Here is a 22,452-nt window from a genome sequence, read left to right as displayed (position 1 = left end):
GAGTGAATGATATGGCTTATGTAAAATCATGGTCTGAAAATGAAAAACTGAATAAAACGGAGAAATGGAAGCTGGAGAGAGACGGGTTGGCCATTTTCGAGGATATCCCTTATTATGCGGAGCACGGATTTTCATCTATTCCGAAAGAGGAATGGGATAAATTCAAGTGGGCGGGTCTCTATTTGCAGCGACCTAAAGAAGATGGATATTTCATGATGAGGGTCAATGTCCCTTCCGGAGTGCTTACTTATGAACAAGCAAGGGAGCAGGCTTCGATTGCCAAAGAGTACGGCCGGGATGTTTATGACATCACCACTAGACAGGCGATTCAATTCCACTGGTTAAAGATTGAACAAATTCCTGATATCTTTAATCGGTTGGAGAAAGTGGGACTTTCTTCTGCAGGGGCATGCGGGGATATTACGCGGAATATCGTCGGGAACCCCCTGGCAGGTATTGACCCTGATGAATTATTTGACACAAGAAGTATCGTCAAAGAAGTATATGACTTTTTCCAGCATAATGATGATTTTTCAAACCTTCCAAGAAAATACAAAATGTCAATCAGCTCAAATGTCAACAATGCTGCCAATGCAGAGATCAATTGCGTTTCTTTCATCCCTGCAAAAAAAGTGATTGATGGTAAAGAGGAAGTCGGCTTCCATTTAAAAATCGGCGGCGGCTTGTCTGCCCGGCCGTTTCTTGCGGAGGAGATCGATGTTTTCGTCCTCCCTCACCAGGTGAAAGATACAGCTGCAGCTGTGACGACGATCTTCCGGGACTTCGGGTACCGTGAAAAGCGTCATTTGGCACGTCTGAAGTTTCTGATGGCAGATTGGGGACCGGAAAAATTCCGTGAGAAACTGGCAGAGTATGTTGACCTTTTACCGGCAGGTGAGGATGCGGTATCAGGATGGAATGCCGGCTACTTTTACGGAGTGCACCATCAAAAACAGCAAGGACTGAATTATGTGGGGCTGAATGTTCCGGTTGGGCGGCTGAATTCAGATGAAGTACTTGAGCTTGCCAGAATATCAAAAAAATATGGGAACGGTGAACTTAGAAACTGCAATTCTCAAAATCTCATCATTCCCAATATACCGGATGAACATGTCGATGCTTTACTCGAAGAGAAGATCTTCGACCGTATATCCACCAGTCCCCTCTCTTTTATCGGCTACTCGGTTTCCTGCACAGGGATTGAATACTGCAATCTGGCACTGGTTGAAACCAAGGAGCGGATGAGAGTGATTGCAAACGAACTCGACAGGAACTTGTCGCTCGACGTGCCTGTCCGCATCCATATGGTCGGATGTCCGAATTCATGCGGTCAGCGGCAGATCGCCGATATAGGATTGCAGGGAATCAAAATGAGGACCAAAGACAAGAAAATGATTGAAGCATTTGAGATATATGTTGGCGGAACCCTGGAAGGCGGAGGAAAGCTGAACGAAAAATTGAAGGGAAAAGTGAACGCAGAGAATTTGACCTCTGTGGTGAAAGAGTTATTGGTGCACTTTAGGGATACAAAAAAGCCCGGCGAATCATTCTTTGATTATATCAATCGTAAAGGGAGTTCTTCTCTGCAGCAATCACTGGATGAGATGCTTCAGGAAGCATAATGGGAGGGATCTGCATGAATCTGTACCGGTTTGAAGTAACGACGCCTGCATCTGTGACAAGTGTCATCGTTGCTGCAGAACAAGATGAAAAAGCCTTCGATCTTGTAGAAATAGAGCTGGAAAAGTATTTCTTGAAAAAACCAGTAATCCAGGACATTTCTCTTTATGAGAAACGAAGAATACGAGGAAACGGTGCAGGATATGTACTTCACGAACAGGAAACAAGTACAAACTCTGTAGGGGGAATTCGATGATGGGAAAGGTTTACTTGGTTGGAGCGGGTCCGGGAGATCCAGATTTGATTACGCTTAAGGCACTGAAGGCGATAGAGAAAGCGGATGTGATTCTTTATGACCGTCTCGTGAATAAAGAACTTCTGACATATGCCAGGAAAGGGGCGGATTTGATCTACTGTGGAAAACTGCCAAACTATCACACAATGAAACAGGAAACCATCAATCATTTTCTTGTGAGATACGCTTCCGGTGGAAAAGAAGTCGTCAGGTTGAAAGGAGGCGATCCTTTCGTATTCGGAAGGGGCGGGGAGGAAGCTGAAGCCCTCGCAGACAAAAACATCCCGTTTGAAATCATTCCGGGAATCACGTCTGGAATTGCCGCAGCTTCCTATGCAGGGATACCGGTCACGCACAGGGACGCCAGTTCGTCGGTCGCTTTCGTGACGGGTCATCGCCAGAATAACCAATTTGAGGAAGAAAAATGGGAAGGTCTTTCGAAAGGAATCGATACCTTGGCCATTTATATGGGGGTCAGTAATCTCCCATATATTAAAGGGAAACTTATGAAATATGGAAAGAGCAAAGATACGCCGGTCGCCCTCGTGCACTGGGGTACAACCGAAGTGCAAAGAACCGTCACAGGTACGCTTGAGACCATCGTGGATATCGTGAAGGAAGCAAAGATTTCAAATCCGAGTATGATCATTGTCGGGGAAGTTGTCCGTTATCGGGAGAAAATCCAGTGGTTTGAAGAAATGGTTGAAAAGCGTCAGATAAGTGAGGCATTATAGATGGCACATGCCGTTTTATATGTATGTCATGGGAGCAGACTTAGGGAGGCACGGGAAGAAGCAGTCAGTTTTATTAATGAATGCAAGCCTCATATAGACGCAGACATTCAGGAAATCTGTTTCCTTGAGCTTGCATCCCCTTCCATTGAAGAGGGATTTGATGAATGTGTGAAGAAAGGGGCAGAACGAATTTCCGTTGTTCCTCTTTTATTACTGACTGCTGCCCATTCGAAAAAGGATATACCTGACGTGCTGAAAGCATGTAAAGCTAAACATCCATCCATCTCGATCAATTACGGAAAACCGATAGGGGTACATGAAAAAATGGTTGACTCCGTGATTAACAGAATCGATGAATGCAGGGAAATGGATCCTTCGACCATTGCTGTTTTGATCGGAAGAGGAAGCTCGGACCCTGAAGTGAAAAGGGATTTGGCAATGATTGCTGAAATTGTTCAGAAAAAAACGGGTTTAAAATATGTCTGGATCTGTTTTCTGACCGCCGCTCCGCCGAGCTTTCAAGACACACTTAAAAAAGCAAAGCACACAGGGAAGAAGGTTGTCTTCATTCCTTACTTACTGTTTACCGGGTTATTGATGAAAGGAATAGAAAAAGACATGAATGATGAAAACACCCGTCTATTGCTCGGTGGCTACTTAGGTAAAGATTCTATGGTTGCAGAAGCGTTTATAGACCGGGTTAAAGAAACGATGAAAGGGGGAGAACACATTGCTTCCTCTTATGGTTGAGATGAAAGAAAGAAGAGTAACCGTGGCAGGCGGAGGGAGAATCGCGTTAAGGAAGCTTCTTGTATTTTTGGAACATGGAGCAGAAGTGACAGTGGTGAGCCCGCAGGCAGTTGAAGGAATCAGGGAGCTTGCTGTCAGAAAAGAAATTCAGTGGAAACAAAAAACAGTCGAAAAAGCTGATTTGGAGGATGCCTGGTTCATCATTGCAGCAACTGATCAGAAAAAGATAAATGAATGGATAAAAAGGCAGGCATCCCCTTATCAACTTGTATCCTTGGTAGATCAAGGAGAAAATAGTGATTTTCAAATGACTTCATTTATGCAAAAGGGATATTTAACGATCTCTGTGTCAACGAACGGTGCCAGCCCTTATTTAGCAAAAAAATTATGCAGCCAGTTCATGGAACAATCTGATGACTTATTTATTGAATCACTATCGTACTTGGCTAAGAGAAGAAAGGAAATCAACCAAACTGCACTTAGCAGGGAAGAAAAGTTCAAGTTACTAAAGGATATGGCGGACGAGTTATAGATGAAAATCTCTCTTTTTTTGATTTTATTGCTGAAGAATAGTAGAGTTTGAATAAATTAAATAATGGTGTGAATCAAGGGAATGCTACTAATTGTATGCATTCCCTTTTTTAACCCCAAATTTTTATCGACCTAGTAAGTTACCGGTGCCAACACCAAACTAAATAACCAAGTATCTTTATTATTGAGGAGGTATTCCATTGTCTGTAAAATCAATATCAGTAAAAGAAATAGCACAAAAAGTCATAAAAAATGAAAAAGCGTTCATTCTTGATGTCCGAAAAAAGGGGGATTTTAATGACTGGAAAGTGGAAGGGAAATCAATTGAAGTTCTAAATACCCCCTATTCTGATTTGGTGGACGGTATTGACCCTATTGTCGATCATTTACCAAAAGATGAACCGATCTATGTGATTTGTTCAAAAGGAAACTCTTCAAAAAAAGCAGCGGAACAAATTGCCGGACACGGCTATGATAATGTATATTCCATTGAGGGCGGCATGCAAGCCTGGAGTGAACATTTAGAGCCGATCAAAGTCGGTGATTTAAAGAGTGGCGGCACGATTTATCAATTTGTACGAATAGGGAAAGGCTGTCTGTCCTACTTTATAGAATCTAATGGAGAAGGGGCTGTGGTGGATACAACCAGAATGACCGAAGTCTTTGAAAACTTTGCCAAGGAAAAAGGCGTGAAAATCAAAGCGTTGATTGATACCCATCTGCATGCTGATCATATTTCTGGAGGAAGAAAACTGGCCGACTCTTCCGGTGCAGAGTATTTTCTTCCTCCTAAAGATGCAGAGGAAGTGATATTCGGATTCACTCCGTTGGAAGAAGGGAATGACATCAAAATTGGCGATTCAGTGATTTCCATCCATCCTTTATATTCACCTGGCCACACCATCGGCAGTACCTCCCTAATCATTGATGAATCTTATTTATTGACGGGTGACATCTTGTTTATCGACTCGATCGGACGTCCGGATCTTGCAGGTAAAGCCGGTGACTGGGCTAATGATCTTCGTCACTCATTGTATGAGAGATACAAGGCTTTAGACGATGAATTAATCGTCCTTCCGGCTCATTTCATGACGATTAAGGAAATGAATGAAGATGGCAGCGTCGCTGAGAAGCTGGGGGTTTTGTACAAAGAAAATCATGGATTGAACATCGAGGATGAAAGTGAATTCAGGAAAGCAGTCAGTGAGGACCTTCCCCCTCAGCCGAATGCATATCAGGAAATCAGGGAAACCAATATGGGTAAGATAACACCTGATGATGACAAGCAGCGTGAAATGGAAATCGGTCCGAATAGGTGCGCGATCAAATAATCACGGCTAAACACGAACAAAAATCATATTTTTTATTAAAATGTATGTGATTTATCTTTACAACCACGTACATACCCTTTATACTAACGGTAATCAAACAAACATTCACTCATATAATCGCGGGGATAGGGCCTGCAAGTTTCTACCGAATGACCGTAAATCGTTCGACTATGGGTGAGCAATGGATGACAGGGATATTTGTGCGGCTTTCTTTGCCTTTTTCATATACCTAAAGATCATTGTTCACTCAGTCTTTGAGTGCGATGGTCTTTAGGTTTTTTTATTGGGGTTATATTAGGAATCGTCTGAAGGGAGCATGAATAAATGGATTTATTAAAAAAGAAAATTCGTGAAGAGGGAGTCGTACTTTCCGATTCTGTCTTGAAAGTGGATTCGTTTTTAAACCACGGAGTAGATCCTCAATTGATGGATGCAATTGGCGAAGAATTCGCTGGAAGGTACGGGGAAGAATCGATTACAAAGGTATTGACCATTGAATCTTCGGGTATTGCTCCGGGATTGATGGCTGCACTTAAGCTTGGGGTCCCGATGGTTTTTGCACGCAAACGTCAATCCCTTACACAGTCGGAAGGATTGATCACTTCAAAGGTGTATTCCTTCACGAAGAAGGAAGAGAATACAATTTCCGTATCCGGCAAATACATACATAAAGGTGATAGAGTTCTTATCATTGATGACTTTTTAGCAAATGGACAGGCTGCCTGGGGTCTTATCGAACTTGCAGATAAAGCCGGGGCTGAGGTTGCGGGGGTTGGAATCGTCATCGAAAAATCCTTTCAGGATGGAGGAAAGATTCTGCGAGAGAAAGGCTTCCGGGTTGATTCATTGGCAGAAATCGATTCACTGGAAGATGAGTACATTAGATTTAAAGAAGATAAGGCAGCGGAGGCGAAACGTTCATGAAAAATGTATCCTTGGGTATTCAACATGTATTGGCCATGTATGCAGGAGCTGTCATTGTTCCGTTAATCGTAGGAGGGGCATTGGGTCTGTCAGGAGAAGAGCTCACGTATCTTGTGTCGATTGATATCTTGATGTGCGGGATTGCAACGATTCTCCAAGTATGGAAAAACCGCTTCTTCGGTATCGGACTTCCTGTCGTGTTGGGCTGTACCTTCACAGCCGTAGGTCCGATGATTGCCATCGGAGGTCAGTACGGCATATCAGCCATTTACGGCTCCATCCTTGTCTCTGGGGTGTTCGTGGTTCTTATCAGCAAGTACTTTGGCAAGATGGTGCGATTTTTTCCCCCTGTCGTAACGGGCTCGGTTGTGACCATCATCGGGATCACCCTGATTCCCGTGGCCATGAACAATATGGCTGGCGGTCAGGGCAGCGCAGATTTCGGTTCCTTGACGAATCTGTCATTGGCATTCGGTACACTGTTGATCATTTTAGTTCTTTACAAGTTCTTCACAGGATTCATCCGTTCGATTTCGATTTTGGCAGGTTTGGTGATCGGTACTGTCGCTGCATCCTTTATGGGGATGGTCGATGTCAGTGAAGTAGGAAACGCTGCATGGTTCCATCTGGCGCAGCCTTTTTACTTCGGGATGCCGACATTTGAACTTTCGGCCATATTGACGATGATTTTGGTGGCGATGGTAAGCCTTGTCGAATCAACAGGTGTGTACTTTGCATTAGCAGATATATGTAAAAAAGAGGTAGCTGAAAAGGATTTGGCAAGAGGCTACCGGGCGGAAGGATTGGCCATCGTCCTCGGCGGTATATTCAATGCCTTCCCTTATACCACCTATTCACAGAATGTCGGCCTCATCCAGCTTTCGGGAGTCAAGAAAAATCACATCATCTATTTAACCGGATTCTTCCTTGTGATCCTCGGGCTTGTACCGAAAATCGGGGCTATGACCACCATTATCCCTGCACCTGTTCTTGGCGGGGCGATGGTTGCCATGTTCGGGATGGTCATCGCGTATGGCATCAAGATGCTGAGTCAAGTTGACTTCTCTTCACAGGAAAACCTGCTGATCATCGCATGTTCCGTCGGTATGGGGCTTGGCGTCACAGCGGTACCAGAACTCTTTTCCCAAATGCCATCGGGCATCAGGATCCTGACGGATAATGGAATCGTGGCAGGGAGCCTGACAGCGATTGTGCTGAATGTATTTTTTAATGCTGCAAGAAAAAGAGAGTCACAAATTGTTTTCAACGAACAGAAAGCTTCATAAATGAAGTTATTGAATCAGCCAAAGCATGTGTAAGTGCTTTGGCTTTTTTTTGTAGGAAAAAAGAAGGGCAATTTACATATGGAATTAACCTATGGTAAATAAGGATAAGGTATCAGTTGTATAACATATTCGGGATCCTCGTTCACTATTCAAGGAAACCCTGCCCAAACATAGTTCAAATAGACGTCCTTCAAAAAGAGATCTCGAAGTAAAATAAGTCTAATTTCCTGTAATATTTAAAAATAGGAATATATTCCTTTTTGACTGAAATGTTATTGAAATATTCTGAAATAATATCTATAATATTAAGAAAATTTAAATAATTTTTCCTATAAAGGAGGTGAGATAAATATGAATATCTACATGTCAGTGGATATGGAGGGAATCACGGGTCTGGTCGATCATACTCATGTGGATTCGACGAAGCACAATTACGAACGAGGAAGGCTCATCATGACAGAAGAAGCCAATGCTGTCATCCATGCTGCTTTTGACAGCGGCTGCAGCAATGTGTTGGTCAATGACAGCCATTCTCAAATGAACAATCTGTTAATTGAAAAGCTGCACCCTGAAACAAAGTTGATATCCGGTGGAGTAAAACCATTTTCGATGGTGCAGGGACTGGATGAGACGTTCCAAGGTGCTTTTTTTGTTGGCTATCATGCAAGGGCCTCGATGAAGGGTGTGATGTCTCATTCGATGATTTTCGGTGTCAGGCATATGTATATAGATGATACGCCCATAGGTGAAATGGGATTCAATGCATATGTTGCAGGGCATTATGGTGTCCCTGTCCTGCTGGTGGCTGGAGACGATCAGGCGGCACTCGAAGCGGAGAGCCTCATCCCAAATGTGACGACAGCTGTTGTAAAGGAAACAATCTCCCGCTCTGTTGCCAAAAGCTTAACCCCTGCTAAAGCACAAACATTATTAAAAGAGAAAACGGAACAAGCTCTTTTGAACCGCAAGAATGTAAAGCCGCTCGTACCGCCTGATAACCCGGTTCTCCGGATCGAGTTTGCCAACTATGGACAGGCTGAATGGGCGAGCATCATGCCCGGCACTGTCCTTGAGCCAGGCACAACGACTGTCCGCTTTCAGGCAAAAGATATATTAGAAGCTTACCGGGCAATGGTCGTGATGACCGAACTGGCGATGAAAACTACATTCTGTTAGAAAGTGTGAAAACTGATGGGTACATATTTGTTAAAAAGGCTTTTGGCCATGGTCATCACATTGTGGCTGATTGTCACTCTTACCTTTTTCCTGATGCATGCCATTCCGGGTTCGCCATTCAACGAGGAGAGAAACACAAGTGAAATGGTTCAAAAAAATCTGGAAGCGCACTATCATCTTGATGAACCATTATTGGTTCAATACGCTCTTTATTTAAAATCACTCGTAACATTGGATTTCGGTCCTTCGATCACACAGCCTTCTCAAACCGTTAATGATTTATTAGGGAGAGGCTTCCCGATTTCCTTCGAATTAGGGATGATCACCCTGATGATTGCTGTATTGTCAGGAATCATACTTGGTATATTGGCTGCCCTCCGGCATAACCGGATGATCGATTACATGGCAATGACCTTTGCGGTACTGGGAATTTCAATCCCTAACTTTGTCATGGCAACGATGTTAATTCAACAGGTAGCTGTAAACTGGCAAATCCTGCCGGTGGCCACATGGACAAGCTGGAAACATATGATTCTTCCTACGCTTGCATTAGCCACCGGGCCAATGGCGATCATTGCCCGTTTGACACGTTCAAGCATGCTGGAGGTTCTTACACAGGACTATATACGTACTGCCAGGGCTAAAGGTTTATCCCCCTTCAAGATTGTCATCAAGCATGCACTGCGTAATGCACTGCTTCCGGTCGTGACCGTCCTGGGCACACTGGCGGCCGGCATTCTGACGGGGACGTTCGTCATTGAACAAATCTTTGCCATCCCGGGGATGGGAAAATATTTTGTAGAGAGCATCAACCAGCGTGACTATCCGGTCATCATGGGAACGACCGTCTTCTATAGTGCATTCTTGATTGTCATGCTGTTCCTGGTTGATTTAGCATACGGCTTCCTGGACCCGCGCATCAAACTGCATAAGAAGGAGGCGAAATAATGGGGGCACCACAACATCAACATTCTAAGATGCCTGACGAAGCATTGGACGAATGGTTCATTCCAAAAAAGAAAAATAAGGAGGAAGCTGAAGCTGTTGTAAGGCCAAGCCTTTCCTACTGGCAGGATGCATGGATACGCCTTTTAAAGAATAAATTGGCGATGCTGGGATTCGTCTTCTTGATTCTGTTGATCTTCATGGCTGTCATGGGTCCCATCATCTCCCCGCACGATGTGACGAAACAGACACTGGCGAGCCAGAACCTGCCGCCTTCGAGCCAGCACTGGTTCGGGACGGATGATTTAGGACGGGATGTGTTTACGAGGACTTGGTACGGCGCACGCATTTCCCTGTTTGTCGGTTTCATGGCCGCATTGATTGATTTTGTGATTGGTATCATCTATGGGGGAGTTGCCGGATACAAAGGCGGAAAAACGGATAGCGTGATGATGCGTATCGTCGAAATTCTATACGGACTTCCTTACTTACTGGTTGTCATTTTATTGATGGTCGTGATGGGCCCCGGCTTGTCTACCATCATTGTAGCATTGACCGTCACAGGCTGGATCGGAATGGCGAGGATTGTACGCGGGCAGGTGCTTCAAATCAAGAATTATGAATTCATCCTGGCATCAAAAACGTTTGGAACGAAAACGGCCAGGATCATCCGGAAGAACCTGCTGCCGAATACGATGGGACCGATCATCGTCCAGATGACGCTGACGGTGCCCAGTGCCATTTTTGCAGAAGCATTCTTAAGCTTTCTCGGTCTCGGGATCCAGGCACCTTATGCAAGCTGGGGCGTAATGGCCAATGATGGATTATCTACGATTCTCTCAGGCTACTGGTGGCGTCTTTTCTTCCCGGCATTATTTATTTCGTTGACGATGTTTTCATTTAACGTGTTAGGTGACGGGCTTCAGGATGCTCTCGATCCTAAGCTGAGGAGGTAACCATCTATGAAAAACACTGTACTATCCGTTCATGATCTACATGTATCCTTTGCTACATATGGAGGGGAAGTAAAAGCAGTCCGGGGAGTGAATGTTCAATTGAACAAGGGGGAAACTCTTGCCATCGTCGGGGAATCCGGCTGTGGAAAAAGCGTGACCTCACAGAGCATCATGAGGCTCATTCCGAATCCTCCAGGAAGGATAACAGAGGGATCCATTCTATTTAAAGGACAGGACTTACTGAAGTTATCAGAAAAAGAGATGCGAAATGTGCGGGGAAAAGATATCTCCATGATCTTTCAGGATCCCATGACGGCCCTGAACCCTACTCTTACGATTGGGGAACAAATCATGGAGGGCATTTTGCAGCATGAGAATATTTCAAAGAAAGAAGCATCCAAGAAAGCCGTTGAGATGCTCAATCTGGTAGGGATTCCTCATCCCGAGGAACGTTTGAAACAGTATCCTCACCAGTTCAGCGGCGGGATGAGACAGCGTATCGTGATTGCGATGGCCCTTGTCTGTCAGCCGGATGTTCTGATAGCCGATGAACCGACCACTGCGCTGGATGTTACGATTCAAGCCCAAATTCTGGAGCTCTTCAAAGAAGTCCAGCGTAAAACGGGCGTTTCTATCATACTGATCACACATGACTTAGGTGTGGTGGCCCAGGTTGCAGATCGTATTGCGGTCATGTATGCCGGGAAAATCGTTGAAGAAGGTACTAGAAGAGAGATCTTTTATAAGCCTCAGCACCCTTATACACAAGGGCTGTTAAAATCGGTGCCGCGGCTCGATCTTGATGGAGCGGCTCTTACACCGATATCGGGATCACCGCCGGATTTATTTTCGCATCCGGCAGGGTGCCCGTTCTCCGCCCGCTGCGATATGGCCATGGAAGTCTGCGACCGTGTGTATCCGGTTAAGACAACGCTTTCCAGTGACCATCACGTAGATTGCTGGCTTCAGGATCCGCGGGCAAAAGTGATGCTTTCAACTATCAGTTTAAATATACGCTGATAGAGTGATAGAAAAAAACAAAGAGGGGGAGAAAGATGAAAAAGGTAGTATCGTTATGTTTAATGGGTTTACTTCTATTTGTATTGGCTGCATGTACTGCGACACAGGATGCCGGGAAAGAAGAAGGCAGCAAGGACAGTAAGGAAAACAGGGAAAAGGTACTGTACTTGAACAATGGTGCTGAACCGACATCATTTGACCCGCCTATCGGATTTGATTCCTATTCATGGACAGCGTTAAACAATTTGATGGAAGGATTGACACGCTTGAACGCAGATCATGAGCCTGAAGGCGCCATGGCCGAGAAATGGGATGTCTCTGAAGATGGGAAAGTATACACATTCCATATCCGCGACAATGCTAAATGGTCAAATGGCGATGATGTAACCGCGGGTGATTTTGTATTCGCGTGGAAACGATTGTTAGATCCGGAAACAGGGTCGCCGGCTGCATTCCTTGGTTATTTCATCGAAGGTGGAGAAGCCTTCAATAATGGTGAAGGCTCAGCAGATGAAGTGAAGGTCAAAGCTGTGGATGAGAAAACGTTTGAAGTGACGCTGACAAGCCCGCAAGCATACTTCTTGAGTGTCATTTCCAATCCCGCTTTCTTCCCGATCAATGAAAAAGTGGCAAAGGAAAACCCTGAATGGTTTGCAGAAGCGGATACGTTTGTAGCGAATGGACCATTCAAATTAACAGAGTGGGAGCATGACAGCCACTTCGTGATGGAAAAGAATGAGCAGTATTGGGATGCAGACTCCGTTAAATTGGACAAAGTGAACTGGGCAATGGTCAATGATTCAAATACCGATTATCAATTGTATAAAACAGGGGAACTTGATACGTCAGATGTACCCGCTGACTTGAGTAAACAACTGTTCGAGGAAGGTAAAGTGAACGTTGAAGATCAGGCAGGCACCTATTTCTACCGCTTCAACCTAGATAAAGAACCTTTCCAGAACAAAAACATCCGTAAAGCATTTGCAATGGCTGTCGATCAGCAGCAAATGGTCGACTTCGTAACGAAGAATAAGGAAAAGCCGGCATATGGTTTCGTATCAAGCGGATTCAATGATCCGTCCGGTAATGACTTCCGCGAAACAAGCGGTGACCTTGTCAAAACAAATATCGAAGAAGCAAAGTCATTACTCGAAAAAGGATTGGAAGAAGAGGGTTATGACAAGCTTCCTGAAGTCACCTTGACCTACAGTACAAGTGATACTCACCAAAAAATAGCCGAAGCACTTCAACAAATGTTCAAAGAGAACCTGGATGTGGATGTGAAATTAGCGAATATGGAATGGAATGTATTCCAGGATGAGCAAAAAGCTGGCAAGTTCCAACTATCACGAAGCTCTTTCCTTGCTGACTACGGGGATCCGATCAACTTCCTTGAAAACTTCCAGACGGGTCATTCCATGAACCGTACAGCCTGGAGCAATACAGAGTATGATAATTTGATCAAGCAGGCGAAAAATGAAGCAGACGAAGAGAAACGCTTTGAATTAATGTATAAAGCAGAAAAGATTTTGATGGAAGATATGCCGATTATTCCTATTCACTTCTATAACTACGTATACTTACAAAACGAAGATGTTTCGGGGATCGTTCGCCATCCAGTCGGATACATGGAATTAAAATGGGCAGATAAAAAATAAGGTGAGTAAAAACGGAGTGGAGAGGGCTCTTTTTAAGAGTCTCCTCCCTCTTTTTCTACTAAAGGGGTGAAGAAAGGTGGCCATAAAAGCTTCAAAGCTGAAACATGGTGATACAGTCGGAATCGTTGCTCCTGCAAGTCCGCCTAAAAAAGAAGCATTGGAAAAAGCGATAACGTTTCTTGAAGGATTGGGTCTAGTCGTGAAGATGGGCTCGTCTGTTCTTAATGAATATGGCTATTTAGCAGGGACGGATGAAGAGCGGGCAGAAGATATACATACTATGTTTTCGGATTCAGCGATCAATGCGATTATTTGTGCGTGCGGCGGATATGGAACAGGGCGGCTCGTGTCAAAGCTTGACTATGAGCTGATTGCAAGAAACCCAAAGATTTTTTGGGGATATAGTGATATTACGTTTCTACATACAGCCATTCACCAAAAAACGGGCCTCGTGACATTCCATGGACCAATGCTGAGCTCGGATGTTGGTTTACCGGATGTTCATGAGTTAACCAAGCAGTCTTTCGGGCAGCTTTTTGAAACAAAGAATGTTGAGTTTACTCATAAATCCTCTCCTCTTCACACTGTAGTGGAGGGTAACGCAAGCGGTCCGGTCATCGGAGGCAACCTGACACTATTAGTCAGTACACTGGGGACTGAATATGAAGTGGATACGAAAGGGAAAATCTTCTTCATAGAAGATATTGATGAGGAGCCGTATAAAGTTGACCGCATGCTGAACCAGATAAAGATGGCGGGTAAATTCCAGGATGCAGAAGGGATCATCATAGGTGATTTCAAAAACTGCGGACCTGATAAGAGAAAAGAGTCCCTTACCTTGGATCAATTGTTTGAAGAGCATATAAAGCCAGCGGATAAGCCGGCAATGAAAGGGTTCCTCATCGGCCACTCTTCTCCTTGTCTCGCCATTCCGGTCGGCTCGGTTGGCAGAATGAATACAAAAGAGAAAACACTCATAGTCGAAAGCGGCATAAAAGGGGAGGTTGACGAGTCATGAATATCGTACAGGTTGAAACGTTCCGCGTATCAGTCCCATTGCATACACCATTCAAGACGGCTCTGCGAACCGTGCATACTGCTGAAGCAATCGGTGTCAGGATGGTGTGTGACAACGGGATCACAGGCTGGGGAGAAGCCCCTCCCACCCTGGTCATTACAGGTGAAAGCCTAAAAAGTATCGAATCGGCCATCCTTGACGTCCTGAAGCCTGCCCTTGTGGGAAGATGCCTATTAAACCATGAATCTATTTTCCAGGATATGCATAAGCTCCTGGTAGGAAATCAAAGTGCAAAGGCTGCTGTCGATATGGCCGTCTATGACTGCCTGGCCCAGCATAGCAGACTCCCGCTCTATCAATATTTAGGCGGGTACCGCAATACGTTGGAAACCGACTATACCGTCAGTGTGAACAGTCCTTCGGAAATGGCTGAAGATGCCTTGCTTTACAGCATGAGGGGCTTTAATGTTCTGAAGATAAAGGTGGGAAAAGATGAAATCGGGACAGACATCAAACGCATTCAGGCGATCCGGCAGGTTATCGGGGACTCGATCAAGATCCGCCTCGATGCAAATCAGGGTTGGGAAGCCAAAGCAGCTGTGCGCGCCATTCGAAAAATGGAAGACCTGCACCTGAATATCGAGTTGGTGGAGCAGCCCGTCCCGGCACATGACATAGAAGGATTGAAAAAAGTAACGGACAATGTCGATACGCTCATCATGGCGGATGAAAGCGTGTTTTCCCCGCAGCAGGCATTTCAGGTCTTGAAAACACGAAGTGCAGATCTCATGAATATCAAATTGATGAAGGCAGGCGGAATCTATCAAGCACAAAAAATCAACAATCTGGCTGAAATCTGCGGGGTGGAATGCATGGTGGGAAGTATGATCGAAACCCGCCTTGGTATAACGGCGGCTGCTCATTTCGCAGCAAGTAAAAAGAATATCACAAGATTTGACTTTGATGCCCCGTTGATGCTTTCAGAAGACATCGTAGCAGGAGGTATTCAATATAAAGGCAGAACGATCACCATTCCCGACTCTCCTGGTCTAGGTGTTAAATCAGTACAAATTCATTAAAGTAAATGGAGGAATACATATGAAAAATAAAACCGCAGTCAATGTACCGGTAGCAACGGTTTGGACATCACCTGATTCAGCTCGCGGAGTCGATGCAGACGCTGTATCCAACCCTGTAAACATTGAAAGATGGCTCGACTCCTTAACACACGAAACAAGACTTGCCCTATGTGATGAGAACCGCATCCAGTCGCAAGCATTATTCGGTCAGGAGGTATTGGTGCTCGAAGAAAAAGAAGGCTGGTCCCATGTAATCGTCCTGGACCAGGCATCCTCAAAAGACGAGAGGGGATATCCAGGCTGGGTTCCCACCGTCCAGCTCAGCAAACAGGATACCCAGACGGAAACGGGTCCGTTTGCCATTGTAACAAGCAAATTCGCCGATTTGTTCACAGTAGATGGGGTAAAAGAACTTGAACTGAGTTTCTTAACCTCCCTTCCTATTGAGCGGGAAGACGGAAACCGGATTATGGTGCGCACACCATTGGGGATACATTATCTAGAGGGTGAAAATGTAAGTGTCTCCAGCGGAGCTGTTAAGGACGGAAAAGGCAAAGGAATGGATATCGTAAAATCAGGAGAAGCCTTCCTTGATCTCCCTTACTTGTGGGGAGGCATGAGCAGTTACGGATTCGATTGTTCAGGGTTTAGTTATTCAATGTGCAAAGCAAATGGGTATCTGATCCCCCGGGACGCTGGCGACCAGGCAAAGAAAGGGGAAGATATTCCGCTTGATGATTTAAAACCGGGTGACCTTCTTTTCTTTGCTTATGAAGAAGGGAAGGGGAGCATTCACCATGTTGGCATTTATTACGGTGATGGCCAGATGATCCATTCGCCTAATACTGGTAAGACGATTGAAATCATCACACTCAAAGGGACCTATTATGAAAAGGAACTTTGTGCAGCAAGACGCTACTGGCAGGAGACGGGGGATGCATCGTGAAAAGTCAAAAGCTACTGGAAGTCAATAATCTGAAGAAATATTTCACCCTTGATAAAGGGAAAGTGCTGAAGGCAGTGGACAACGTCTCTTTTGACATTTATAAAGGTGAAACCTTTGGACTCGTCGGGGAATCCGGGTGTGGAAAGTCCACTACCGGTCGGACCATCATCGGACTCTACGACGCAACAGATGGAGAAGTATCGTATAGTGGGAAGAATGTCCATACCCTGACGGAAAAGGAAAAGCGGTCGTTTTACGGGAAGATGCAGATGATTTTCCAAGATCCGTACGCCTCGCTGAATCCCAGGTCGACCGTACGTGAAATCATCTCGGAGCCAATGGATGCCCATGGGTTATACAAGGATAAAAAAGAACGGTTGGAGCGGATCTATCAGCTTCTTGAAGATGTGGGACTGAATCGTGATCATGCGAACCGGTATCCTCATGAGTTCAGCGGCGGACAGAGACAGCGGATAGGGATAGCCCGTGCTCTGGCCCTGGACCCCGAATTCATCATTGCAGATGAACCCATTTCGGCACTCGATGTATCCGTACAGGCGCAAATCGTCAATTTGTTGAAAAAGCTTCAGGATGAAAAGGGATTGACCTTCCTTTTCATCGCTCATGACCTCTCCATGGTGAAGCATATCAGCGACAGGATCGGCGTTATGTATCTCGGTCACATCGTCGAGTTGACTGACAGCAATGAATTGTATAAGAAGCCTCTGCACCCTTATTCGCAAGCCTTGCTATCAGCGATTCCGATTCCGGACCCGGATATAGAGGATGAGCGGGAAAGGATGATCCTGAAGGGGGAGATCCCGAGTGCCATAAATCCCCCGAGCGGCTGTGTGTTCCGCACCAGGTGCCCTGCCGCGATGGAGGCCTGTGCGTCGGTTGTGCCGAAATGGCATGAGGTGGAGGAAAATCACTATGTAGCTTGTCATCTGTATGATAAGACGATACGAAAAGATCATGATGAAGTGGCAGCGACGAAATAATGGATGTGTTCAAAGCTAAAGTGTTGGAGGAAAAGATTCAAAGAGTGATAGATGAAGGTCAAGGCCGTGTCAGTTTAGCCATCGAGCTTTCCACATGCTCCATAAAGCATAATAGCGAAGTGCAATTATCAGCAGCCAGCTTAATCAAACTTCCGATCTTACTCCAAGGCTTCTTTCAGATTCAAGATGGTAAACTTCATCCTGATGAGATCATTCCTGTTCCCCAACCTGAAAAAGTGGGCGGGGCAGGGGTCCTCAGCCACTTGTCACAGCATTCAAAAGTGACAATCCATGATTTGCTCACATTGATGATCATTGTATCCGATAACACGGCAACCAACCTTCTGATCGACCGAATAGGGATGACTGCAGTCAATGAAATGTGCAAACGACTCGGACTGAAAGAAACAGAATTAAATCGTAAACTGATGGATTTAGATGCATTGCAATCAGGGGTCGATAATCAGATGTCTGCCAGGGATGCTCTTACCTGCTTAAAGGCCATTGATAAGGATGGAATGTTTCATGCAAACAGCCGTGAGTCGATGCTGAAGATGCTTCATAACCAGCAATTTAATCAAAAGTTACCGGCAAAGATAAACCGTGAACATATCTATGTAGCAAATAAAACAGGTGAGCTGCCGGGCGTTGAGCATGACTGCGCGATTTTACGGCATAAGGAACATACAGTCTATGCTGCGGTTTTGATTGATGGACTGAAGGATAATGGAACAGGAAGTGAAGTGCTGGCGAGGATAGGGGAATATTTGAATGAATATATGATGGAGGGATTTACTGGGTAAGTCTAAGAATATTAACATTCCTAAAAGGAGGATTCACCTGTTTTTTCGTAAACAGGTGAATCCTCCTTTTTAAGAGCATGTGAGATGTTGCTTCCACGCTTATAAGGTCAAGTACAGCTACCAACTTTTCTTGATGGATTCCTTCACATCGCCGAAATTTTCTTGAATTTTACCTTTATCCTTGTCGCGCTCGCCTTCTCCGACTTTTTGATCATCCATCGTAAGTTTTCCCCAGGTTTTCTTTAAATCTCCCTCTGTTTGCTTACGCTTACCTTTCATTTGATCTTTATTTTCCTTCATATTATCAACCTCACTTTTAGTATTTTTGTTTTATTAATCTATATCCTTGAGTCAAAGAGAATAAACGAAAAACCAATCAGAAAGATATACCAATTACTTTAAACTTTCTATAAATAAATAATTGTATATACGGAAAACTACATATAAAGGAGTGTGTGAACATGAGTGATGCAATAAATAACATGCCTTTTGGAGATTTGACCGTGAATGAGGTTTCTAACCTTTGGTCTTCATATTTGAAGAACAGTATGGATCGAAGGCTCTTTGAGTATTTGCATGTAAGCACGGAAAATGACGAAATAAAACAAGTGATAGGAAAGCTGTTAAATCAATCCCAAGTTAATATAAAAGAACTAGAGGAGGTTTTTATCCAAGAGAATCTTACCATTCCTCTTGGATTTACCGATAAAGATGTAAATGTGAATGCACCTAAAGTGTTTTCAGACACATTTATATTGTATATCTGTTTTGATACAACACATCTTTCCATGAGTACATATCCATCTGCCTTATCAGACTGCACTAAAAAGAAGATACGAGATCATTTCCAAAAAAACATTGAGTTCACTGTGGAAGTCCAGAATGAAATTGTACAAATCATGCTATCACAAGGAGTATATTTAAGACCTCCACAAATAGAAATAGACAGTGAAGTGGAATTTGCTGATTCCATGATTTATCTCAATGGTTTTCTGGGTGCCTCAAGATCTTTGAACACTGCTGAAATTGCCAACTTGTCAAGAATTATCCATAGAGCACAGTTTTCAAAAATGGTATTTGTCACTTTTAGTCAGTTTGCCAAAGCAAAAGAGGTAAAGAAACACTTTGGTAAAGGCAGAGATCAGATCGATAAAGTATTACATCAGCTTCAAGAAATACTGGATAAAGAAAATATTCCCGTATCAGCATCAGGAGACTATAAAATGTCCAATATAGGTATTTCTCCATTCTCTGATAAGTTAATGCTGTTTTTTGTGAATACTTGTTTGGGGATATTCTGTTTCAACATGGTGAACCAAGCTATGACCTCCAGTTTAAGGACAGATATTATTTTAAAACTAGGCAAAATATCCGATGATATGAAGAAGTTTTACGGACTGGGTTTGCTGTTAGCAATAAAGGAGAAATGGTTTGAAGAACCTCCTCAAGCAGTAAGCAGAAAAGTCTAGCCAGAAGTAGATGAAATGTTTGACACCATCATCTGGATCATATCTATGTAGCAATTAAAACGGGTGAGCTGCCATACTTTGAGCATGACTGCGCAGTTTTACGGTATAAGGAACATACCGTTTTTGCAGCGGTTCTGATTGAATGAAAGAAGAAAAAAAGGAGCAGGGAGCGAGAGGATCATCAACATCGGAGGATGGAGGACTTAATAGGGGAAGCATACATCCCGACAATTCCAACTGAAAACATATCTTTAAAACTCGATTACAAAAAAATAAAGGACGATTTCCTGCTGTTAGAAGTAGGAAATCGTCCTTTATTGATGTACAGTGGTGTTTAACGCCATCGGGTCAAACACCATATTGAAGCTACCAACTTTTCTTTAAAGATTCTTTTACATCGCCAACCTTTTCTTGAATCTTACCTTTATCCTTGCTGCGTTCGCCTTCTGCAATTTTTTGATCATCCATCGTAAGTTTTCCCCAGGTTTTCTTTAAATCTCCCTTAGTTTGCTTACGCTTTCCCTTTATTTGATCTTTATTTTCTCGCATTTTTACAACCTCATTTCTATAATAATATAATTTCATTTATTCAATAGCCAGATATGATGTTAAATAAACTACAAGCAGCTAAAATACTGATAGCAATTTATGTTAAATCGTTTAAATTTTCACTGAAAGTGCTAAAAATTGCATATAGGAACAAATGTTCGTATAATGGAATTAGTGATAAATAAGGTGGTACTGGTTATGGCAAAGAAGAAATGCACCTTAGAAGCTCAAGAGATGGTAAAGTTATACGAAGAAGGCATGAGGACAGTGGAAATAGCAGAGATGAGCAATGTTTCACCGCGTTATGTAAACAATGTACTGCGTAAGAATAATGTAAAAAGGAGAGCAAAAGGCAGCTGGAAACGGAAATACACCGTGAATGAGCATTATTTTAAGACTTGGACGAATAATATGGCTTATATTCTGGTTTTTTTTGCTGCTGATGGAAGTGTAAATAAGGATTTTTCATCAATTAGTTTTTATCAAAAAAACATAGAGATACTGGAAAGAATCAAGATAGAATTGCAGTCAAATCATCCTTTAGTTCAAAATCCTAATACAGGAGTATACGCTTTGGGAATACATAGCAAAATCCTTAAAGATGATCTTATGACACTCCATGGAATTCAACCAAATAAATCATTGAGTATTCAACTCCCAACAATACCAGAACCTTACTTGAACCACTTCGTAAGAGGATATTTCGATGGAGATGGGAGCATATCCAAAAGCAGGAACTGTGTTTGTATAGTGAGTGGATCTATAGATTTTAGTAGATCTTTGCATAAAATATTTGAGTCACATAAATTAAAACCTAGGTTAAAAGAATTTGAAACGTATTACCGAATATATATCACGGGTCATGATAATATTTCACTGTTTGCTAATTGGATTTATAAAGATAAAGATCTTTATCTGGTTGAAAAATATAAAAGATTTTTAGAGAAACAGGCCTTCATGAGATTATGAAAGCCTGTTTTTAAATAAGGTAATATAAAGGAGATGTCCTTCTATATTATTTTTCTAATTAACATAACACAAATTCTAGGAAGTTGAATAAAAATAATCAATTCCATCTCATATCATAAGTATACTATTAATATTGAGATGTAATGAAAATTTCGTTTTATTTATCATGTGGTATTTAATCGCGTAATTTTAACTAAATTTAAATGCTCTGTTCAATATTTTATCACTAACCGGATTTGCAGTGGTTTACTGATCATTTTCACTGTCTGATTTTTATTTCAATAAAAAACAATATGGATGAATACCGCTGAGTTTCTTAGTTCCAGCTTCCTCATCCATATTGTTTCTAGTTTACATAATTGCAGTTCACTTACTTTTTCTTTAAATTGACCTTGATATTCGGATTTACCTTCAAGATCTCATTGATAAATTCCTGCTTATCTTTCGGTGAAATCAGCACAGTATTGCCATGGTTGTATGTGATTTTAAGACGGTCCAATGATAATGCCGGGCTTGATAACGGATTATTTGAAGCCTTAATGGCACTGATCGTGTGAATATGAATGGTGTATCTTATCGGCCCTGCTGCGACTTTAAGCACTTCCCCATTAATTTCGTAATATGTTCCTGCAATCAACCACAGGATCAAAACCATTACAGGTACAGTAACGAACAATGAGACCCGATCGGATTCATCTATACCCGGAATATGCTTAACGAAGTCCCAATCCAGGTATGATGTCAGCGATGAACCCGCCATTAGTATCAATACCATTATAAGTACAGGGAACAACACTTTTCCTTTTTTAGAATAAAACCGCATAGTAGTCCCTCCTATCCACTATTAATACGTATTCGTGCAAAAAAAGGGTTCATTCACTCAAAAAAAGCATAAAGAGCCACCGCTCTTTATGCAGGATTCACTTTATTAAATACTGTCTGGGTGTACCGAAATAAATAACCTGATTAAACTCATCAAATACCGATTCGAAAAACATATAAATTGGAGCATCAAGAAGCCATGGAAAGTACGTGAAAAACCCTTGGTCCCCATTTACGATTGCTGCCAGTGCAAGTGGAAGTTCCTTTTTGAAAATCATGAACCGGACTTCCGACAGCTTAGCATCAAATTCTCCTCCGCTCACATATACCTTCCCGCACAATGTGTATTGTCCTTGTTCACGGCGCCACTCCCCGAGAACTTCATCTCTCATTTGTGCATTTATTTTCTTCAAATCGTAGTGACAGCCGACACTTAAGAATAAATCCCCGGTTGCATCAGAGTGAGTCAGTGTGTACTTTCTGTTATCAATGGGATTAAAGATTGATGCAGGCGGCAAATACGTAACAGATAACTTCTCAGGATTGAAATCACTCATCGATAAGCCTCCT

24 protein-coding genes and 1 riboswitch are annotated in these 22,452 nt (G+C 43.1%); of the genes, 20 read left to right on the top strand and 4 right to left on the bottom strand.

The features are described from left to right. Positions 1–11: 11 nt before the first annotated feature. From HWX64_RS10455 to HWX64_RS10370, 18 genes are all read left to right on the top strand, one after another. Positions 12–1,622: a nitrite/sulfite reductase gene (locus tag HWX64_RS10455; RefSeq protein ID WP_175989386.1), complete on the top strand. Its 1,611-nt coding sequence runs from the start codon at positions 12–14 to the stop codon at positions 1,620–1,622. A gap of 14 nt (positions 1,623–1,636) precedes the next feature. After that, complete coding sequence (locus HWX64_RS10450; RefSeq protein WP_175989385.1) at positions 1,637–1,876, top strand: DUF3906 family protein; 240 nt, start codon at positions 1,637–1,639, stop codon at positions 1,874–1,876. Next, positions 1,876–2,649 carry a uroporphyrinogen-III C-methyltransferase gene (cobA, locus tag HWX64_RS10445; protein WP_175989721.1) on the top strand — a complete coding sequence of 258 codons (774 nt, stop codon included), beginning with the start codon at positions 1,876–1,878 and terminating at the stop codon, positions 2,647–2,649. Before HWX64_RS10450 ends, cobA begins: the two co-directional genes overlap by 1 nt. After that, positions 2,650–3,399 (top strand): sirohydrochlorin chelatase, encoded by a 750-nt coding sequence (locus tag HWX64_RS10440; RefSeq protein WP_175989384.1) that lies wholly within the window; start codon positions 2,650–2,652, stop codon positions 3,397–3,399. Then, complete coding sequence (locus HWX64_RS10435) at positions 3,380–3,931, top strand: bifunctional precorrin-2 dehydrogenase/sirohydrochlorin ferrochelatase (RefSeq protein WP_175989383.1); 552 nt, start codon at positions 3,380–3,382, stop codon at positions 3,929–3,931. The genes HWX64_RS10440 and HWX64_RS10435 overlap by 20 nt, the downstream gene beginning before the upstream one ends. Positions 3,932–4,130: 199 nt before the next feature. Then, positions 4,131–5,261, top strand: coding sequence for an MBL fold metallo-hydrolase (locus tag HWX64_RS10430; protein WP_175989382.1), 1,131 nt, complete (start codon positions 4,131–4,133; stop codon positions 5,259–5,261). A gap of 89 nt (positions 5,262–5,350) precedes the next feature. Beyond that, positions 5,351–5,452, top strand: a riboswitch (purine riboswitch). Between the two features lie 133 nt (positions 5,453–5,585). Next, on the top strand, positions 5,586–6,185 hold the full coding sequence (locus HWX64_RS10425) for a xanthine phosphoribosyltransferase (RefSeq protein WP_175989381.1): 600 nt from the start codon (positions 5,586–5,588) through the stop codon (positions 6,183–6,185). Further along, positions 6,182–7,471 (top strand): nucleobase:cation symporter-2 family protein, encoded by a 1,290-nt coding sequence (locus tag HWX64_RS10420; RefSeq protein WP_175989380.1) that lies wholly within the window; start codon positions 6,182–6,184, stop codon positions 7,469–7,471. The genes HWX64_RS10425 and HWX64_RS10420 overlap by 4 nt, the downstream gene beginning before the upstream one ends. Positions 7,472–7,822: 351 nt before the next feature. Further along, positions 7,823–8,647: a M55 family metallopeptidase gene (locus tag HWX64_RS10415; protein ID WP_175989379.1), complete on the top strand. Its 825-nt coding sequence runs from the start codon at positions 7,823–7,825 to the stop codon at positions 8,645–8,647. Positions 8,648–8,662: 15 nt separating this feature from the next. After that, positions 8,663–9,595 (top strand): ABC transporter permease, encoded by a 933-nt coding sequence (locus HWX64_RS10410; RefSeq protein ID WP_175989378.1) that lies wholly within the window; start codon positions 8,663–8,665, stop codon positions 9,593–9,595. Next, positions 9,595–10,548, top strand: a complete 954-nt coding sequence (locus tag HWX64_RS10405; RefSeq protein ID WP_175989377.1) for an ABC transporter permease — start codon at positions 9,595–9,597, stop codon at positions 10,546–10,548. Before HWX64_RS10410 ends, HWX64_RS10405 begins: the two co-directional genes overlap by 1 nt. A gap of 6 nt (positions 10,549–10,554) precedes the next feature. Beyond that, the gene (locus tag HWX64_RS10400) at positions 10,555–11,568 is read left to right on the top strand and encodes an ABC transporter ATP-binding protein (protein WP_175989376.1); all 1,014 of its coding nucleotides are present in this window, start codon (positions 10,555–10,557) and stop codon (positions 11,566–11,568) included. A 35-nt stretch (positions 11,569–11,603) separates the two neighbouring features. Further along, a complete protein-coding gene (locus HWX64_RS10395; RefSeq protein ID WP_175989375.1) occupies positions 11,604–13,226 on the top strand; it encodes a peptide ABC transporter substrate-binding protein in 1,623 nt (540 codons plus the stop codon). Positions 13,227–13,302: 76 nt separating this feature from the next. Continuing rightward, the gene (locus HWX64_RS10390) at positions 13,303–14,244 is read left to right on the top strand and encodes an LD-carboxypeptidase (protein WP_175989374.1); all 942 of its coding nucleotides are present in this window, start codon (positions 13,303–13,305) and stop codon (positions 14,242–14,244) included. After that, on the top strand, positions 14,241–15,323 hold the full coding sequence (locus HWX64_RS10385) for a dipeptide epimerase (RefSeq protein WP_175989373.1): 1,083 nt from the start codon (positions 14,241–14,243) through the stop codon (positions 15,321–15,323). Before HWX64_RS10390 ends, HWX64_RS10385 begins: the two co-directional genes overlap by 4 nt. Before the next feature lie 19 nt (positions 15,324–15,342). Beyond that, entirely contained in the window at positions 15,343–16,269 is a 927-nt protein-coding gene (locus HWX64_RS10380) for a C40 family peptidase (protein WP_175989372.1), read from the top strand. Further along, on the top strand, positions 16,266–17,270 hold the full coding sequence (locus tag HWX64_RS10375; protein ID WP_175989371.1) for an ABC transporter ATP-binding protein: 1,005 nt from the start codon (positions 16,266–16,268) through the stop codon (positions 17,268–17,270). Before HWX64_RS10380 ends, HWX64_RS10375 begins: the two co-directional genes overlap by 4 nt. Further along, positions 17,270–18,073: a serine hydrolase gene (locus HWX64_RS10370; RefSeq protein ID WP_175989370.1), complete on the top strand. Its 804-nt coding sequence runs from the start codon at positions 17,270–17,272 to the stop codon at positions 18,071–18,073. The genes HWX64_RS10375 and HWX64_RS10370 overlap by 1 nt, the downstream gene beginning before the upstream one ends. 117 nt (positions 18,074–18,190) lie before the next feature. On the opposite strand, the gene HWX64_RS10365 is transcribed toward HWX64_RS10370, so the two are convergent. Then, the gene (locus tag HWX64_RS10365) at positions 18,191–18,373 is read right to left on the bottom strand and encodes a CsbD family protein (protein ID WP_175989369.1); all 183 of its coding nucleotides are present in this window, start codon (positions 18,371–18,373) and stop codon (positions 18,191–18,193) included. A 161-nt stretch (positions 18,374–18,534) separates the two neighbouring features. On the opposite strand from HWX64_RS10365, the gene HWX64_RS10360 reads away from it, so the two are divergent. Next, positions 18,535–19,542: a DUF3231 family protein gene (locus HWX64_RS10360; protein ID WP_254871089.1), complete on the top strand. Its 1,008-nt coding sequence runs from the start codon at positions 18,535–18,537 to the stop codon at positions 19,540–19,542. 366 nt (positions 19,543–19,908) lie between these two features. Here the strand turns inward: HWX64_RS10360 and HWX64_RS10355 are convergent, their stop codons facing one another. Continuing rightward, positions 19,909–20,091 carry a CsbD family protein gene (locus HWX64_RS10355; RefSeq protein WP_175989368.1) on the bottom strand — a complete coding sequence of 61 codons (183 nt, stop codon included), beginning with the start codon at positions 20,089–20,091 and terminating at the stop codon, positions 19,909–19,911. Positions 20,092–20,289: 198 nt separating this feature from the next. Here HWX64_RS10355 and HWX64_RS10350 point away from each other — a divergent pair, with 198 nt between their 5' ends. Next, positions 20,290–21,060: an LAGLIDADG family homing endonuclease gene (locus HWX64_RS10350; protein ID WP_175989367.1), complete on the top strand. Its 771-nt coding sequence runs from the start codon at positions 20,290–20,292 to the stop codon at positions 21,058–21,060. Positions 21,061–21,430: 370 nt separating this feature from the next. Here HWX64_RS10350 and HWX64_RS10345 read toward each other — a convergent pair whose 3' ends face one another. Together HWX64_RS10345 and HWX64_RS10340 are read right to left on the bottom strand one after the other, a co-directional pair. Further along, entirely contained in the window at positions 21,431–21,883 is a 453-nt protein-coding gene (locus HWX64_RS10345) for a PH domain-containing protein (RefSeq protein WP_175989366.1), read from the bottom strand. 97 nt (positions 21,884–21,980) lie between these two features. Then, positions 21,981–22,439: a staygreen family protein gene (locus tag HWX64_RS10340; RefSeq protein WP_175989365.1), complete on the bottom strand. Its 459-nt coding sequence runs from the start codon at positions 22,437–22,439 to the stop codon at positions 21,981–21,983. Between the last annotated feature and the right edge of the window lie 13 nt (positions 22,440–22,452).

The organism is Bacillus sp. Marseille-Q1617 (genome assembly GCF_903645295.1).
Taxonomy (GTDB): domain Bacteria; phylum Bacillota; class Bacilli; order Bacillales; family Bacillaceae_B; genus Rossellomorea.
This window is presented reverse-complemented; position numbering and strand designations above follow the sequence as displayed.